A 15,428-nucleotide genomic window follows, 5' to 3' on the forward strand; every position below is an offset into this window, starting at 1 on the left:
TATTAATACAGCAAAACACAAGATGCCACCTGTGCGGTATACTTAACAGTAAATTTAGATATCGCCTCTAACTCATTAATAAATATATTTTTTTTCAAATCTTATTTATAATTGCGCTGACCCTGATCTAATTTGTCCGTGACGAACCTATGCAAAAATTTCTTAGAAAAACCCTGACCGCATGTCTGGCCGTCGTGCTGGCCGCTGGTTCTATTGTACCCGTTTCCGGTTTCGCCCAGGAAGATGACGGCAGCCAGACCTATGATGCCCTGCCGTTGGCCAGCACCGTTGTCGGCCAGGCCGATAATGGCGGCATCGTCCGTTCCCAGGTAGCCTATGTAGTCGACCTGACTGATAATCGCATTCTTTATTCCAAAAACGCCGATGTAATCCGACCCATTGCGTCAATCAGCAAACTGATGACCGCGCTGATCATTACCACTGCCAATCTGAATATGAACGAACAGATTATCATTACGGCAGATGACATTGATCGGGTGAAAAAATCATCCTCACGACTATCCGTCGGCACTATATTGACACGCAGCGAATTGCTGCATCTGGCCTTGATGTCCTCGGAAAACCGGGCGGCTCATGCGCTAGGTCGAACCTACCCGGGCGGCATGGACGCATTTGTGCGCGAAATGAATGCCAAGGCGCGCCAGCTGGGCATGACCCGGACCCGTTTTGTAGAGCCCACGGGGCTGTCGCCGCAGAATGTCGCCTCTCCCCGCGATTTGGTGCGTCTGATGCAGGCGGTGCATCAGCAGCCCCTTATTCGAGAATATACAACCAGCGATAAATACCAAATCGTGACCAGCAATGGTCGCGAACAGCGCTATCGCAATACCAACCGCCTGATCCGCAATAGCAACTGGAACATCCACATCTCCAAAACAGGTTATATCCGTGAAGCAGGCGACTGCCTGGTCATGATGACTGAAATGGATAATCGCCCGGTTGCCGTCGTACTGCTCAATGCCGATGGCGGATTGACCCGTTTTGCAGACGCGGTGCGTGTGCGCCATATGGTTCAGCAAGATTACCCCACCTTGCTGTAAAGCCTGGGGAGCCAAACCGGACAGCAACAGCTTGCTTGCCTGCTGTCCCGGTTGCTCCTCTAATGCAGGGAAGTGGGCGGCGTCCTGCCCTCTTCTTTATCACTCTCAGACTCTGCGGCATACCGCCAGTATCGTAACGGCACGCAGGTTTTCAATCTTTCAAACATTTTTCCAATCAGCACTTCACTGAACGACTCGGCCGAGTTCATGGCAATGTCAATTGTCGCATCGGCCTGCAACTGCGCCATGCGTTCATGCGCCTCGCGTGCCCGGGCTGATGAAACCGCTGTATCGCGATCGGCATGCAGCAGATGAACCGTTGTATCCAGAGATAACTCCAGTGGATAGGCAGGAAATTTCGCACCGAATGTAATTAGCCTGCCGGCGATCGGCTGCTCCAGCAGCGTTAAGCCCAACACCAGCGACCCGGCGGGCCCCACGCCGATCACGGCAGTGGCCTCGCTTAATACGCCGTGCATATTCTGACCCGTCTGAATATCATGCTCCAGCGATTTGATATTGGCCGCCAGCCGCGGCGCAAGTTGCACCGTTGCTGACTCGCTCGGCTCGGTGTCCCCGGCGTCCAACCATGCCGTGTCTTCATCCAGCGCAACTACCGCGATCCGGATCACAGCATCAGGAAATTCAGCTCGAATGGTGCCTAACAAAAATGGCATATTCGTTAATTGCTCGTTCTCTTCATGCAGTACGTAAAACAACTGACCATGGGTGTCGCCTTCCGGGAGAAGAATCTGGGAAGTCTTTATTTCCGTCATATATATCTCCGAAAAAGTTATGCCATAATATGAAACTAATCTTACCATTCCCGGAATAAATTCATGTCTTCTCCCATCAAAATAGCAATATCGGATGCCGTCAAAGACGCCATGCGCACCAAGCAGACTGCAAGACTGGGGACACTGCGCTTTCTGCAGGCCGCTATCAAACAGAAGGAAATCGATGACCGCATTGAGCTGAATGACGACCAGGTGCTGGCCATCATCGAAAAACAGGTCAAACAGCGTAAGGAATCCATCACTGCTTTTGAAAATGCCGGCCGCACTGAAACCGCTGAAGCTGAAAAAGCCGAACTGCAAGTACTCAGGGAATTCCTGCCGGAAGAAGCATCAGAACAGGAGGTAACCGAAGCGGTTGACGCAGCGCTTACCCAGGTCACGGCAGATGGTATTACCGGCCCGGCAATTATGGGCAAGGCCATGGCTATTCTTAAGCAAAAACTGGCAGGCCGCACAGACATGGCAGAACTGTCCAAGCGTCTGAAAGATCGTCTTAAACCGTAAACCTGTTAACCGGCAATGCGTGCTCGCTCACTTGCATGCAATACGGTTGGCCGCTAGCACACGATCGTATGCTCCCAGACAAGGACTATCATTGCCATTTTTCTGCCGGCCGACAGCCTGAGGAAAATGGCATTTTTCTTGCGCAACGCAGGCCCCGCCTTGTATCTTCCATACCTCGCATCTTCGCATTCTCGTGCGCCCACCTATACGTGACGAACAACATCAGACAGCACAAAGCCTACAGCAAGGATATTTGCGCCTCAATCTCATCGACTTCGGCAAACGCGCTAATGCCCAGACCAATAAGCCGATATAGTGTATGGCGTTTATCGGCTTCAACCCGTGCCAGCAGCGTAGCCGCAGCCTGCCGCACTTCGTCCGCTGAATATAGCGGACTGGAATAGGTCTGAGATCGGGTCACGATCCTGAAGGAGGCGCTTTTGAGCTTGAGCGTGACGGTACGGCCGAACTTGCGCTTGCGCAGCACCTGCTCCCATAATTTTCTGGCAATGGCGTCCAGTGGATCCTGCAGTTGCAGATAAGGCAAGTCCCGATCAAAGGTAGTTTCCGTAGAGATCTGCTGCGATTGCTGATTGGTATCGACTTCACGCAAATCAATCCCGCGCGCAAGTTCGTACAAACGGCGGCCATACCGGCCGAAATGATGTGTCAGTTCCCATTCACTACGCAGGCGCAAGTCAGCAATGGTTTTCATTTGCAGCCGATGAAATTTTGCCAGCGTGACTCGTCCGACACCGGGAATTTTTTCCAGCGGCAGATCCTGCAAAAATGACATCACCTTGGATGGTGGAATAACACAAATTCCATTGGGTTTATTCCAGTCCGACGCGATCTTGGCCAGAAATTTATTGGGCGCGACGCCCGCAGACGCGGTGAGCGAAGTTTCAAGGAAAATGTCCTCCTGTATCCGGCGGGCCACTTCAGTTGCTGATGCAATACCCTTGTGATTGACCGTGACATCCAGATAGGCTTCGTCCAGCGACAGCGGTTCAATCAGATCAGTGTATTGCTGGAAAATGCCGCGCACCTGGCGCGACACATCGCGGTATAAGGTAAAGTTGGGGGCAATATAAATCGCATGCGGACACAGTTCCCGCGCACGCCTGACAGACATGGCAGACCGCAAACCGTATTTGCGCGCTTCATAGGATGCAGCAACGATCACCGAACGAATACTGTCCCAGGCAACGACCACGGGCAAGCCTTTGAGCTGCGGATTTTCACGCAGCTCGACAGAAGCATAAAATGCGTCCATATCAATATGGACAATTTTTCGTGTCATGGATCCAGACGGTCAGTTCGTATTACAATTGTATTGTAGCGATTCCCGCTAGCCCTCATTCCAGGTACTTTAACTATCATGCAAAAATTTGTCGCAATGACTGCCCTTCTCATCGCCCTGGCCGGTTGCGGTGTGCACCAAGGTCATTATAAGGGTGCTCCGGCCGTGCCAGGCGATGCGCCTCCGCCAACTTCATTGCTTTCTGAATAAATCATGGGTGATCCTGGAATACAAACAAGCCTGGTTCGGGCGATTCACAATGGCATTCAGGTGTTGGCGCAAGTCAATGCTCTGGCGCTGGACATTTATTTGATTGTGCAAGACGTAGACTTTGACCGGATTCCCAATATTTTACCTAAAGCGCGTTTTGAGCAGGATGGCCAGATCCATGTCTCCAGCCTGGGCCTTGAAGACGAACCGGTAGAAGATGAAATGGAATCCATTCTGGCCAATATGGACTCAGATGATACGGTTCTTTTTTTCTGCGCCGACGCCGATGCCTATGATACAGCGCTTGATTTTATCAACTACACAGGCGATCGGTCGTTTCTGCCGATCAGCTAGCGCGTTTTCGTGCATAGGCAAGCGCCAGCCTGACCGTAGTCTGCGAGCCATTTTAACGACGATGTTTGATGCGCTGCCAGACCGGTCAGCGCCTGCCCGGCAGGCGCGCCATCTCACGCTACGCTTAGCCACGCTGCGAACCACGGCTTTATTATCTTGCAGCAGTTCCCTCACAAATACCGACATTTTTTTCTGGTCTTGCGGCACCAGCAGCCATACATGCTTTCTGGCGCGCGTCAGGGCGACATAGAATAGCCGCCGCTCATCGGCGTGCTCAAAGCACTCGGGCTGCGGCCTAAAGCGTTCAATCACAAGATCTGATGGCTTGCCTGAAGGAAAACCGTAAACCCCCTGCTGCATATTCAGAATTAGCACATAGTCGGCTTCCAGTCCCTTGGAGGCATGTACAGTGCTGGTGGTCAACTGTAAACCAGGATAACGCACAGCGTACGCATCCAGCCTGTCGTCATCGGGCAGCAGATGCGCAAACCGCGCCAGAATAAGCACCGAGGCCTTTGGCATTGGCGGCGACCGTCCACGACAGGCGTCGGTGTTCACCGTTGTCGCTGCTCTGGCAGAAGAATCGACTAGGTTGGTGGCACTGGCAGCTGCCGCTGACAATGTCCTGGCCAGCACCGGCAACGCCAAGGCAATTCGCGCTGCAATCCGCTTCATGATTCGAAAGCCTGCCGTTGGCATGAGCGATGCTGCGGCGGAACGTTGAACGAACGTCTTAGAGGCGTAGCCACAGTCGTGATCAGCCTCTGCCCCTTGCTCCACCCTGCGCTGCAGCCTCGATAAAATCACGGCCAGGCCATCCTCCTGCCGGGCAACAGTGACCACCGGCCGCATGTCACTGCTCGCGGCAAACAACTGCTTGCGATTCTGGAATGGATTTTTCATCAGAAACTGGCTGCTGACGTTGCACAATGCCTGATTGAACCGGAAGGTGCAACTCAAAGGCACGATCCGGGCCTGGGGATGAACATAGTCAGAAAATTGCGTACTGTATCGAATCTCACTGCCCGCAAAACGATAAATGGCCTGCCAGTCATCGCCAACGCAAAAAAGCCGCAGGTCCGGCCGCTGCCGCAACATGGCAGCAATCAGTGCAAAGCGCGGCGCCGAGATATCCTGAAATTCATCAATCAGTATGTCACGCCAGGGAACGATAAAGCGACCGGTGGCAACATACTGCGTTGCCCGGTTGATCATATCGTCAAAATCAATTTCACCATGCGTGCGCAAACGTGCTTTATAGACCGTCGCCAGCGGCTGCACCAGTGCTGCGATGTTCGCGATACGGCGCCGTTCCCACGCATGCTTGCGTTCGGCAAGCATTGTATCCGCGGCCGTCTGGGCTTTGCATTGAAGATGCAGCGGCAGCACAGTGGCCAGCGTATCCACCAGAGAGTACCAACGCGCAGAGCCAACCAGCGTTTGCAGACAGGCACGATACCTGCCTGCCCTGCCCTGAAGATTCAGAACCTGATGAGTCTGAATGCTACTGTGAGTAGCATCGATGCCGACCGCGCGCACGGATATACCACACTCAATAAACTTGCAGCTTAAGTGCTCAATCAATTGCCAGATGTCTTGCGTAAAACCCGGCGCTTCCCATACAGTAATATGACGCGTGGCATAATGCTGATGCCAGCGGGCAAGTTGCCGCGATAGAGTAGCGGCAGCGCATTGTTCACCGGCCTGTCTCGTGCAATCGAACACATCAATATAAACGCCTGCCTCTGGCAGATAAAAAGTGCTCTGATATGGGCGGCGCCTGGCCTGGAAGACCGGATGAGGATAATGTCTTCGATAGTCATATTCAATACCCATCAAGCACAGCGCATTGGCCACCAGGCAATCAAATGGATAACGCACGACATCGCCACGAATGGTCTGCAGCAGGCGGATCGAACACTCTGCCAGATAATCGCCACGCTCGGCAAATTCGCACGACAATGCAAGACCAGGCTCAATCATTGAAAAATACTCAAACAACACGCCGGCATAGTCGGCCGATCGCGCGCTCAACCGCAGCATATGTTCGTGTATAAACGCTGCCAGCTTCTGTCGATTACTGCACAGCTCAGCGAGCGCAGGTGTGTTGCCCTCGACTTCGCGTACGATCCGCAACCCCAGACTGTGAAACGTGCTCGCTGAAAACCCCTGCATCGGCCAGCGCGCAGCGAGCCGGCGCTGCAGGCGATCATCAATCTCCCGTGCCGCTTCACGAGCAAACGCCAGGCAGAGAATTTCTTCAGGCTTTGCCAGCCCATGGGCCATGAGAAATGCCGCGCGTCCTGTCAGCGTGCTGGTTTTTCCTGTTCCGGCGCCGGCCAGAACAAGTGTCGCTGCTGCATTAGAGATAGAGGCCAGGCGTTGCTCTTGCGTGAGCGGTGTACTTTCAATACTGTCAAACAATTCGGCATAGCGTTCCAGCCAAATTGCCGGGTTGTCTTGGGTTGTCGTTTTCAATGGCTGCATTCGGTGTCTGTGTTGATAACAAACGGATGCCAGCAGATTAATGAATTCAAACCATGAACGGGGTCCTATGTGGGTATTTTTATCCTCTGATAATTACCAGCCGCTTTGGATATCGCCCGGATCAAATCGGACGTCATTGCCGCAATCGCAGTACCGATCCTACATAAAGTGCTCAGCGGGTCGCCACATGGCAATCTGAAACGGAACTGCGTGGCGCCGTACTTGTTGATCGCGCGCGTCATTGACCGCCCATAATCAACACGAATGCGCAATCAGACGTGCCTGCTGCAGGCAGTGCGTGTGCGAAGCACACAACTGAATCGGTGTGCGAACAAAAAAACCGATAACGCAGCAACGTTATCGGTTTTCGTGTAGCGAGTAGCAGGCGGACCCGCGGATGGCATCAACAACAACGACAAGAATAATGCGCGCTATTTATGTTTGCGGATCAAGCCCATGGCTAAGCGGCTTTATACCGCCAAGCCGCAAGCCATCAGGGCTGTGGACGAGACAGATCCTGAACAGGTGCGCCACTGGTGCCCTGCTGCATTGGCACGGGCTGGCCCGGCGCAGCTGGCTGTGCCGACTGTGGCATTTGCTGTGCAGGCTGAGAAACAGGTTGACCGTTAGGGCCATACACCGTTGTCGTGCTGGTACCTGTTGGTGGAACAGAGCCTGCAGGTACTGCCTCAACGGGTAAATTTTGTTGCTGAGCCTGGCCTGGCGCGACAGGTACAGTGGTCTCTGTCATACGTAGCGTTGGCTCAACATACATGTCCTGCGATTTGGCCCAAGCCGAACGGGTATCCTTTGCCTCGCCCAGCGCATGCCGAGACAGATTGTCAGACGGCGTAGCAGCATGTACGTTTACTGTTGCTGCAGTTGCGAGAACGATCATAGCGGGAACGAGAAATTTTTTCATAGAAGTACCCCTTTAAAAGACATAAACAAAACTTATACGACTCTCATCATAACAACAGAATCACACTTGAATGTAACGGAATGCATACAAATCAAACATATCACTTCTCACAATGGAGCAAATACATACGTTCAATTCAATACGTTACAGGATATTCTTCTACCACTATAACTGAATTTAATTAAAATAAAAGTACGTGATTAATAATCCGATACAATACAGCCACTAGACAATACAGCCCCAACAGGAGTTCGTGAATGAAAAAACTGCTATTGCTTCTTGTCCCTATCGTACTGGCCGGGTGTGCCTCCAGCGGGCTTGACGTGACAGATCGCGGCAATTATGGCGTCAAATGTTCACCCGATGCGAAAACGCCACCGAACTGGGAAATGTGCATGCAGACGGCCCAAAAAACTTGCGGCTATCAGAAACCTGTCAATATTTCACAACACAATCCCACCGGTACTGGCACGCCAGAAGACACCTACTTCATCAATTTTCAGTGTCAATAGGCGCCAGACACCATAGCGATGTCGTCTCTTGCACGCGTGCCTCATGCAAGGGATCCGAACGATCGCTCGCACGAGCGTGGGTAGGCTTGGCCTCATAAACGGTAAGCACGCGCAGGCCATTTTCACTAAACAGCTGTGTCAATTCGTTCACTGCACGCAATCCCAATAACTGGGCCAGGTCAGACATGATCAGCCAGATCTGGCCGCCCGGCTCCAGATGCTGCCGCGCTTTTTGCAAAAAGCCTTTCAGCATTTGCTCGTTGGGATCATAGACGGCCGCATCAAGCGATGAAGTGACTTTCCCTGGTAACCAGGGCGGATTGCACACCAGCAGATCGGCCCTGCCCTCGGGGAAAAACTCAACCTCCTGCACCGTCACCTGGTCCCCCAATTCCAGCCTGTCTACATTATCCTGCGCACAGGCCACTGCGCGCGGTGACGAATCGGTGGCAATGACACGCGCGACGCCTCGCTTGGCCAACAGGATAGACAATACGCCCGTACCGGTGCCGATATCGAATGCAGTCCGGCAGTTTTCCGGCAAGGGCGCTTGCAGGAGCAACGTGAGATATTCGGCACGCGAGGGTGAAAATACGCCGTAATGCGGATGAATACGAAAATCACAGTCGATGATTGGTACCCCTTTGCGGCGCCATTCATATGCTCCGACTACGCCAAGCAATTCTCTTAACGACACCAGCATGGGCGGATGCGCAGACCCGTACACCTGAAGCAGCGCCTGCTCCCAGGCTGGCGCCCGACGCAGTGCAATCGTAGTGTCAGATTCGAGCCGGATCAGCAGCAGACCCAGCAGGCGTGCCCGTTGGGCCTGCTGCATCCGGTACCGGTGAAAACGCGCTGATATAGGCTCAGCTTCATGACCAGTTGCGGCTTTGGTCTTTCGGTCGAGCCGACGCCCCAAAGCCTGCAGCAGTTGCCTGCCATTTTGGAAGTCACCCCGCCAAAGCAGCCCGATGCCGTTGCGCATTTTTTTCAAGGCCTGATCGGCCCGCATCGTATCGTCAGCATCCTGCAAAGAAGTGGGCGCAGCAAAGCCGGCTTCTGAATGCCAGACAGCCGCCTGCTCACCATCAGGCAGAATCTGGCCCAACTCCGGAGTGCTGTTCTCGGTCTGTTCGGTATTCATTTATTCAATTCCTTGGAATGCATATACTGCTGTTTATCGCCAGTCACACGAATATTATGTTTGTTCTCGCGCTACCCGTATGCGGTTGCAGACCTGCATGTTCTGGGAAGCGCCCAGACGGCCAAACCGCTTTTCGAACCGGACAAACAAGGCATTGTGCCATAAAACAGCCTGGGTCCGTCTTTGCGTTGTCCGCTACGGCCCGGTATTGGCCGCGCACCCAACAAAGTATACCGAGCGCGGCAGCGAATTGAATTTTGGTTTTCAAATCATGCCGGACGGATGAATACCGAGGGGCACACGTTACTTACAGAATACTGAATAAATTCATGATAAATTATCAGAATGATTTGCGCGCCAGTCATCAGACCGTTGCCTTGCCATCACTTTTTCGGGAGTATATTGAATGATCTCTGTATTACGTAACGCCGCCCTTTCTGCTGCCCTGCTCGGCGGTATGGCCAGCACGGCCCATGCTGAAACGGCAAACTATGAGGTAGAACCGACCCACACATTTGTGACCGTGGAAGTCATGCATTTTAAAACGTCGACATTGCGCATTCGCTTTGATGATGTTCAGGGCACCATCGCCGCCGATGCCAAGCAAAACAAGGGAACCGCCGATATAAAAATAAAGGCTGGATCGGTCGATTCAGGCACCAAGGATTTCGATGATCATTTGAAGTCTGCCGATTTTTTCAACGCCGAAAAATATCCGGAAATCACTTTTGCCGGGAAGTCGTTTGAATACAAGAATGACAAACTGGCCACGGTAGGTGGCGACCTGACTCTGCTGGGCCAGACTCATCCGGTGACGCTGAAAAATACCAATTACAATTGCTATTTCCAGCCCGTACTGAAGAAGAACATCTGCGGCGGTGATTTCGAAACCACGATCAAACGCTCAGAATGGGGCATGAACTGGGGTATCGACATGGGCATTCCCGATGAAGTCAAAATACTTGTCCAGATTGAAGCCATCGTCAAATAACCGGTAACGCATTTTCCTGTAAAGAACAGGATAATGCACTTGCTAGAAACCATGCGCAGTTTTTCGTTTGCCTGGCAACCCTGCAATAGCCGCCGATCTGAACGGCGGCTATTTTTATGCGCTGACTACCCTCTGATTGCCCTCTGATTACCCCCTGACTTTTTCCGCCCTGACTTCCTCTCTGGCTCGCCCGTCACACAGACTGCGACCCATGCAATGGCGACAATGCCATCGCATGCCTGAAAAACCTTTTGTCATAGACCGCAAGTCGAAAGCATGAGTCGGCACCCCAGTTCACATTTCATTCATAATATTTCTCTTTGTATCAATTCTAAAGTTGTATATACTTTTGCGCAGGCGGGTTCCCCTCTCTAGCTAACGTTTCTTGCTTCAGGAAAATTCGAACATGACTTCAATAGTGAAAAAGACAGCCGTTATCACAGCCTTGATTTTGTTGGCAGCCTGCTCCTTTAGCCAGACTGATCCCTATGCAGAGTTCACCGCGCAGGAACTGGAATCGGACAAAGCCACCACAGCAACGGCGATAGCCTTCGCCGATAAATACCCTCCCGTCTCGGTAAGCCGCTGCCAAGCCATGACACACGAATCGTACGAGAAAGGAACGCGATGCTATCGGGTGATCAACCGCAATTGGGAGCGTGACTACAAACAGGCATATGACAATGCTGACAAGCGCACCCGCCCCGTGTTAAAACGATACCATTCCAGTTTCTCGTCGTATTACCTGGCCCCGACAACGCCGGCCAGACAAAGAGCCGCTGAACGAGCTTATGAACAGCTGCAGCGTCGCATCGGCTCCTGACCCCGCAGGCCAGGCAGGCTGAATGCACTAAACCATGCAGTCTGCCAAAGCCAACGGTTGCAATATACAAGGAGCGATCAATGTCATATCAGGGAAGCTGCCATTGCGGCACAGTCACTTTTACGGTCAATGCTGAAATACCTAGCCAGGCAATTAGTTGCAACTGCTCCATTTGCAGACGCACCGGTTCGCTACTGACCTTCGTTGCCGCCGACCAGTTCGAGTTAAACAGCGGCAGTGATCAGCTAAAGACTTACGAGTTCAATAAACACAAAATCCAGCACCTGTTCTGTCAAAACTGCGGAGTGCAATCGTTTTCAACGGGGCGACAGCCGGATGGCACACAAACCTACGCAGTCAATTTGCGCAGCGTACCGCAGGCAGACCTGGACGCTTTGGTGCTGCAAAAATATGACGGTGCTGCGGTTTAGCGTCTTATCGGATTCTGAATGCAGCTTGCTCTGGTAATATTTCCGGTGCCCGCCACTACAGTGCAAGCAATAAGACAGGCGGCCGCGTCATAAGCTGTTGCAACCATGGCGCCATAATAAACAGCTGGGGGGTGCTTATGGTGTTGCACGAACCCATCAATTTCAGGCATGGTTTTTCATGAAACCCACCTTGGACGATTGAAAAAAAAACGTCACAATGATATGATGCACGACTTAGCTGAGATCGCATTACTAACTTTCTATTTCCCCAAAGGTTAACCACGTGCGATTTACCTCAAAACTGCTAAGCGACAATATCGTCGGGGCGTAGCGCAGCCTGGTAGCGCACTTGCATGGGGTGCAAGGGGTCGAAGGTTCGAATCCTTCCGTTCCGACCAACAAAATCAAGGACTTACGAGAAATCGGCAAGTCCTTTTTGTCATCTTACGCCGCTGGCACCCGCTGCAGTACGTTGGCAACGATGCGGTCGCAGTTGTCACCATCAAACTCAAACGTATCGCGCGCGGTGGAATCCAGATCACGCGCCAGCAGTTTGCGCAACATTGCATTGGCACGATGATGCCGGCTGCGTACCGTTGCTTCGGGCATGCCCAAGCACAGCGCCGTCTCTTTTACTGACATTTCTTCGACCGAGCGCAGGACAAATACGGTGCGAAACGATTCCGGCAATTGATCCAATCGCGCCTCCAGCAACGAGCGCATCTGACTGCGCGTCGCTTCATGATATGGTCGATTGCTGTCGGTGATCAACATTGCACGCGTCTCGTTTTCGATATTACCCAGGTTCCGGCTGCACGTTCAGTTTCTGCACCAGCGCTGTAGCCGAACGATTGACCGCGTTATGGTCGGTAATCATCAAATTTGCAAACGATCGCACATCCTTCAATCTGGGTGTAGATGTGGACAGTTCGCCTGCATCCACATCGACCTGATTGGCAGTGACAACAATAGCGGCAATTTGGGCGTCCGCGGGTCCGGTATTCTTTGCCGTTGATGCACAACCTGACAGCGCCGCCAGCAGAATCCATCCTATATGTGTTGATTTCATTTTGCGTCCTTTAATGTATGGTTATGACAGAACGAATTGACAGCACATCAGGCCGCAACCGTTCCGTTCATAGCATTGGATGCCGCCAGATGCACTGGCGTTACGGATATGTTGAACTGTCAAAAATATTTCAGCCGGCATCAAAACGGCCATTTCCGAAGTTTTTGTGTTTACACTGATTTGGCTATCCGGGTTTTATACGCATTTGAGAGTAATGCGTCTGGAGCGCTTTATAAGGAGTATCAGAATGAACACACAGTTTTCCATCCGCCACATTCAAACGTTTCTGGCTACCTCTGCCCTGGCTTTGGGCCTGACTATCGGCTGCGCCAATGCGGTATTCGCTCAGGTACAGCCGCAAAGTTATGAGTCAATTCAATATATTACGGGTGGCATCGGCAACGCCGAACAAAATGAATTGAAAAGTTCCGAAAAGGACTACAACCTGCATATGACGTTTTCGGCAGTCAAGGATCAGGCTTTCCTGTCTGATGTCGCCGTGCAGATTGTTGACAAGGACAACAAGAAAGTATTTGATGCCGCAAACACCGGACCTTACCTCAATGTAAAGTTGCCCGATGGCAAATATGAGCTGACTGCTACATACAAAGGCGAAGCCCGCAAGCACGCATTTACGGTTGCCAAAGGCAAGGCCGAGAAGGCAGTGTTGCGCTGGCCAACTGAATAAGCGCCGCGATTTTCGTTTTTTTAATTTTAAGGGTGAAGAGACTGTGGTTTCTTCACCCTTATCCGTATAATTGACGCTATTGTTTGTTTTCCTGGAAATAAAAAATAATGGCTGATCTTACCAAAATCACCTGCCTGGACGATCTGCAACGCATTGCGCGGCGTAAAGTTCCAAAAATGTTTTACGACTATGCCGATTCGGGTGCATGGACTGAATCCACCTATCGCGCTAATCAGGAAGATTTCCAAAAGATCAAGTTTCGTCAGCGTGTCGCGGTCAATATTGAAAACCGCAATTTGCGCAGCAAAATGCTGGGACAGGATGTCACCATGCCGGTGGCGCTGGCGCCTACAGGCTCTACCGGTATGCAGCACCCCGATGGGGAAATTCTTGCTGCCCGTGCCGCAGAACGATTTGGTGTGCCCTTTTGCCTGTCTACCATGAGCATTTGCTCGATTGAAGACATTGCCGCTCATACCTCTGCCCCCTTCTGGTTCCAGCAATACATCATGCGCGATCGGGATTTCAACGAACGCCTGATCGACCGCGCCAAGGCTGCCAACTGCTCGGCGCTGGTCGTTACACTGGATTTGCAGGTGCTTGGCCAGCGGCACAAGGATATCAAAAACGGTCTTTCTGCCCCGCCCAAGCCTACCATCCCGAATCTGCTCAACCTGGCGTTAAAACCAGAATGGGTATGGAGAATGTCCAGAACCCAGCGTCGCACCTTTGGCAATATTGTCGGGCACGCCAAGGGGGTGGACGATTTATCCTCGCTTTCTTCCTGGACCGCCGAACAGTTTGATCCCAGCCTGAACTGGAACGATATCGAATGGATCAAAAACCGCTGGGGTGGCAAACTGGTCCTAAAGGGAATCCTGGATCCGGAAGATGCGCGACTGGCAAAAGAAACCGGCGCTGACGCCATCGTTGTATCAAACCACGGTGGTCGCCAGCTTGATGGCGCCCCGTCCGCCATTTCCATGCTCCCCTCGATTATGCAAGCGATCGGCACCGACGGCCCTGAAGTCTGGCTCGACAGCGGTATCCGTTCCGGTCAGGACGTACTGCGCGCGATTGCGCTGGGCGCCAAAGGCACCATGATCGGTCGTGCCTTTCTATATGCGCTGGGGGCCTACGGAGAAGAAGGCGTCACCAAAATTCTGCAGATTATCCGCAACGAACTGGATATCACACTCGGATTCTGCGGACAGACAGACATCAATAAGGTGACGGCCGATATCCTGTTACCCCAGCAACGGTAATCAGCAAGCACCCTGTTTGGCAACGATAATGCCAAACATCAAAAAAACCGTGATTGACGTTATGTGAATCACGGTTTTTTTGTGCGTGTGCTTTTCGTAACTATAGCGGGGGCTGCGGCTGGGTTCACCCAAGCGCGTGCGCTGATTTAATTGACTAGAGAGTTAATTGACTAGAGTGAATTTATTTGGACTGAACCGTTGCAACAGAGCAGTTTAACGGGTTGTTTTAATGAGATGGTTTCGCGGGGCGGTTTAGCGTAGCAGCTTTTGACCAGATCGCTCAAGCAGGACAAACCTGGGCTGAATAAACTTAAGCAAAATAAACTTGAACAGGAAGCGCTTACGCAGAACACCCCCTGTAAGGCAAAGCGACCCTGGGCAGCGATCGCGGTACGCCAGTGTCTGTTATTGCCTGATCGCCCTAGACCTGATAGCCCTCATAGACCTAATTCGGAATCAGGGAAGATATCAGGGAGCGACCATTTGGTCGAAAATCTTCATGACGCTGTTCAGCTCTGAGCGGATGTATTGCAGATCCTGCGCAGACAGACGAACCGCGGCATCCTGATCGTGTTGGGCATCACGGCCGTCACTCAAACGATTGCGCGCACCACTGATGGTGAACCCCTGTTCATAGAGCAGATCACGAATTTTGCGAATAAGCAGCACTTCATGATGCTGATAGTAACGACGGTTACCCCGGCGTTTGACCGGGTTCAGTTGCGTGAACTCCTGTTCCCAGTAACGCAAAACATGTGGCTTGACGCAGCACAGCTCGGATACTTCGCCGATGGTGAAATATCGCTTTGCCGGAATCGGGGGCAACGCAGTGATGGAAGGTATTTCAGTCTGATTCATGCGCAG

At 52.2% G+C, this 15,428-nt stretch carries 16 protein-coding genes, 1 tRNA gene and 1 pseudogene; 10 read left to right on the forward strand and 8 right to left on the reverse strand.

Translation table 11 applies throughout. From position 1 onward, the window contains the following. Positions 1-149 precede the first annotated feature (149 nt). On the forward strand, positions 150-1,061 hold the full coding sequence (pbpG, locus tag EV681_RS10785) for a D-alanyl-D-alanine endopeptidase (RefSeq protein WP_128394103.1): 912 nt from the start codon (positions 150-152) through the stop codon (positions 1,059-1,061). A gap of 59 nt (positions 1,062-1,120) precedes the next feature. On the opposite strand, the gene EV681_RS10790 is transcribed toward pbpG, so the two are convergent. Next, the gene (locus EV681_RS10790) at positions 1,121-1,837 is read right to left on the reverse strand and encodes an alpha/beta hydrolase family protein (protein WP_130303914.1); all 717 of its coding nucleotides are present in this window, start codon (positions 1,835-1,837) and stop codon (positions 1,121-1,123) included. 63 nt (positions 1,838-1,900) lie between these two features. Here EV681_RS10790 and EV681_RS10795 point away from each other — a divergent pair, with 63 nt between their 5' ends. Then, positions 1,901-2,362: a GatB/YqeY domain-containing protein gene (locus EV681_RS10795; RefSeq protein WP_128394101.1), complete on the forward strand. Its 462-nt coding sequence runs from the start codon at positions 1,901-1,903 to the stop codon at positions 2,360-2,362. A gap of 238 nt (positions 2,363-2,600) precedes the next feature. Here EV681_RS10795 and dinB read toward each other — a convergent pair whose 3' ends face one another. After that, complete coding sequence (gene dinB, locus EV681_RS10800) at positions 2,601-3,665, reverse strand: DNA polymerase IV (RefSeq protein ID WP_128394100.1); 1,065 nt, start codon at positions 3,663-3,665, stop codon at positions 2,601-2,603. A gap of 213 nt (positions 3,666-3,878) precedes the next feature. On the opposite strand from dinB, the gene EV681_RS10805 reads away from it, so the two are divergent. Next, on the forward strand, positions 3,879-4,229 hold the full coding sequence (locus EV681_RS10805) for a hypothetical protein (protein ID WP_130303915.1): 351 nt from the start codon (positions 3,879-3,881) through the stop codon (positions 4,227-4,229). Here EV681_RS10805 and EV681_RS10810 read toward each other — a convergent pair. Both EV681_RS10810 and EV681_RS10815 read right to left on the reverse strand, forming a co-directional pair. Continuing rightward, on the reverse strand, positions 4,125-6,716 hold the full coding sequence (locus EV681_RS10810) for a UvrD-helicase domain-containing protein (RefSeq protein ID WP_130303916.1): 2,592 nt from the start codon (positions 6,714-6,716) through the stop codon (positions 4,125-4,127). The two genes, EV681_RS10805 and EV681_RS10810, sit on opposite strands and share 105 nt — an antisense overlap. 493 nt (positions 6,717-7,209) lie before the next feature. After that, positions 7,210-7,638, reverse strand: a complete 429-nt coding sequence (locus EV681_RS10815; RefSeq protein WP_128394097.1) for a hypothetical protein — start codon at positions 7,636-7,638, stop codon at positions 7,210-7,212. A 257-nt stretch (positions 7,639-7,895) separates the two neighbouring features. Here EV681_RS10815 and EV681_RS10820 point away from each other — a divergent pair, with 257 nt between their 5' ends. Continuing rightward, complete coding sequence (locus EV681_RS10820; protein WP_128394096.1) at positions 7,896-8,150, forward strand: hypothetical protein; 255 nt, start codon at positions 7,896-7,898, stop codon at positions 8,148-8,150. Here the strand turns inward: EV681_RS10820 and EV681_RS10825 are convergent. Next, on the reverse strand, positions 8,131-9,297 hold the full coding sequence (locus tag EV681_RS10825; protein WP_130303917.1) for a methyltransferase: 1,167 nt from the start codon (positions 9,295-9,297) through the stop codon (positions 8,131-8,133). The genes EV681_RS10820 and EV681_RS10825 overlap by 20 nt on opposite strands. A 406-nt stretch (positions 9,298-9,703) precedes the next feature. Here EV681_RS10825 and EV681_RS10830 point away from each other — a divergent pair, with 406 nt between their 5' ends. The 4 genes from EV681_RS10830 (at position 9,704) to EV681_RS10845 (ending at position 11,940) form a co-directional block, all read left to right on the forward strand. Continuing rightward, the gene (locus EV681_RS10830) at positions 9,704-10,288 is read left to right on the forward strand and encodes a YceI family protein (RefSeq protein ID WP_130303918.1); all 585 of its coding nucleotides are present in this window, start codon (positions 9,704-9,706) and stop codon (positions 10,286-10,288) included. Positions 10,289-10,694: 406 nt separating this feature from the next. Then, the gene (locus EV681_RS10835; protein WP_130303919.1) at positions 10,695-11,111 is read left to right on the forward strand and encodes a hypothetical protein; all 417 of its coding nucleotides are present in this window, start codon (positions 10,695-10,697) and stop codon (positions 11,109-11,111) included. Between the two features lie 80 nt (positions 11,112-11,191). Beyond that, positions 11,192-11,542 carry a GFA family protein gene (locus EV681_RS10840; RefSeq protein WP_130303920.1) on the forward strand — a complete coding sequence of 117 codons (351 nt, stop codon included), beginning with the start codon at positions 11,192-11,194 and terminating at the stop codon, positions 11,540-11,542. A 321-nt stretch (positions 11,543-11,863) separates the two neighbouring features. Continuing rightward, positions 11,864-11,940: transfer RNA gene (locus EV681_RS10845), tRNA-Pro, on the forward strand. A gap of 46 nt (positions 11,941-11,986) precedes the next feature. Here EV681_RS10845 and EV681_RS10850 read toward each other — a convergent pair. Both EV681_RS10850 and EV681_RS10855 read right to left on the reverse strand, forming a co-directional pair. After that, a pseudogene (locus EV681_RS10850) lies at positions 11,987-12,340 on the reverse strand (sigma factor-like helix-turn-helix DNA-binding protein); the annotation flags it as partial. Beyond that, entirely contained in the window at positions 12,339-12,611 is a 273-nt protein-coding gene (locus EV681_RS10855; protein ID WP_130303922.1) for a DUF4142 domain-containing protein, read from the reverse strand. The gene EV681_RS10855 and the pseudogene EV681_RS10850, both read right to left, overlap by 2 nt. A 247-nt stretch (positions 12,612-12,858) precedes the next feature. On the opposite strand from EV681_RS10855, the gene EV681_RS10860 reads away from it, so the two are divergent. Next, positions 12,859-13,299, forward strand: a complete 441-nt coding sequence (locus tag EV681_RS10860; RefSeq protein WP_130303923.1) for a hypothetical protein — start codon at positions 12,859-12,861, stop codon at positions 13,297-13,299. A 107-nt stretch (positions 13,300-13,406) separates the two neighbouring features. Beyond that, positions 13,407-14,564 carry an alpha-hydroxy acid oxidase gene (locus EV681_RS10865; RefSeq protein WP_128394077.1) on the forward strand — a complete coding sequence of 386 codons (1,158 nt, stop codon included), beginning with the start codon at positions 13,407-13,409 and terminating at the stop codon, positions 14,562-14,564. Positions 14,565-15,032: 468 nt separating this feature from the next. Here the strand turns inward: EV681_RS10865 and EV681_RS10870 are convergent, their stop codons facing one another. Further along, positions 15,033-15,422: a MerR family transcriptional regulator gene (locus tag EV681_RS10870; protein WP_014750763.1), complete on the reverse strand. Its 390-nt coding sequence runs from the start codon at positions 15,420-15,422 to the stop codon at positions 15,033-15,035. Between the last annotated feature and the right edge of the window lie 6 nt (positions 15,423-15,428).

The organism is Advenella incenata, from assembly GCF_004217095.1.
Lineage (GTDB): Bacteria > Pseudomonadota > Gammaproteobacteria > Burkholderiales > Burkholderiaceae_B > Advenella > Advenella incenata.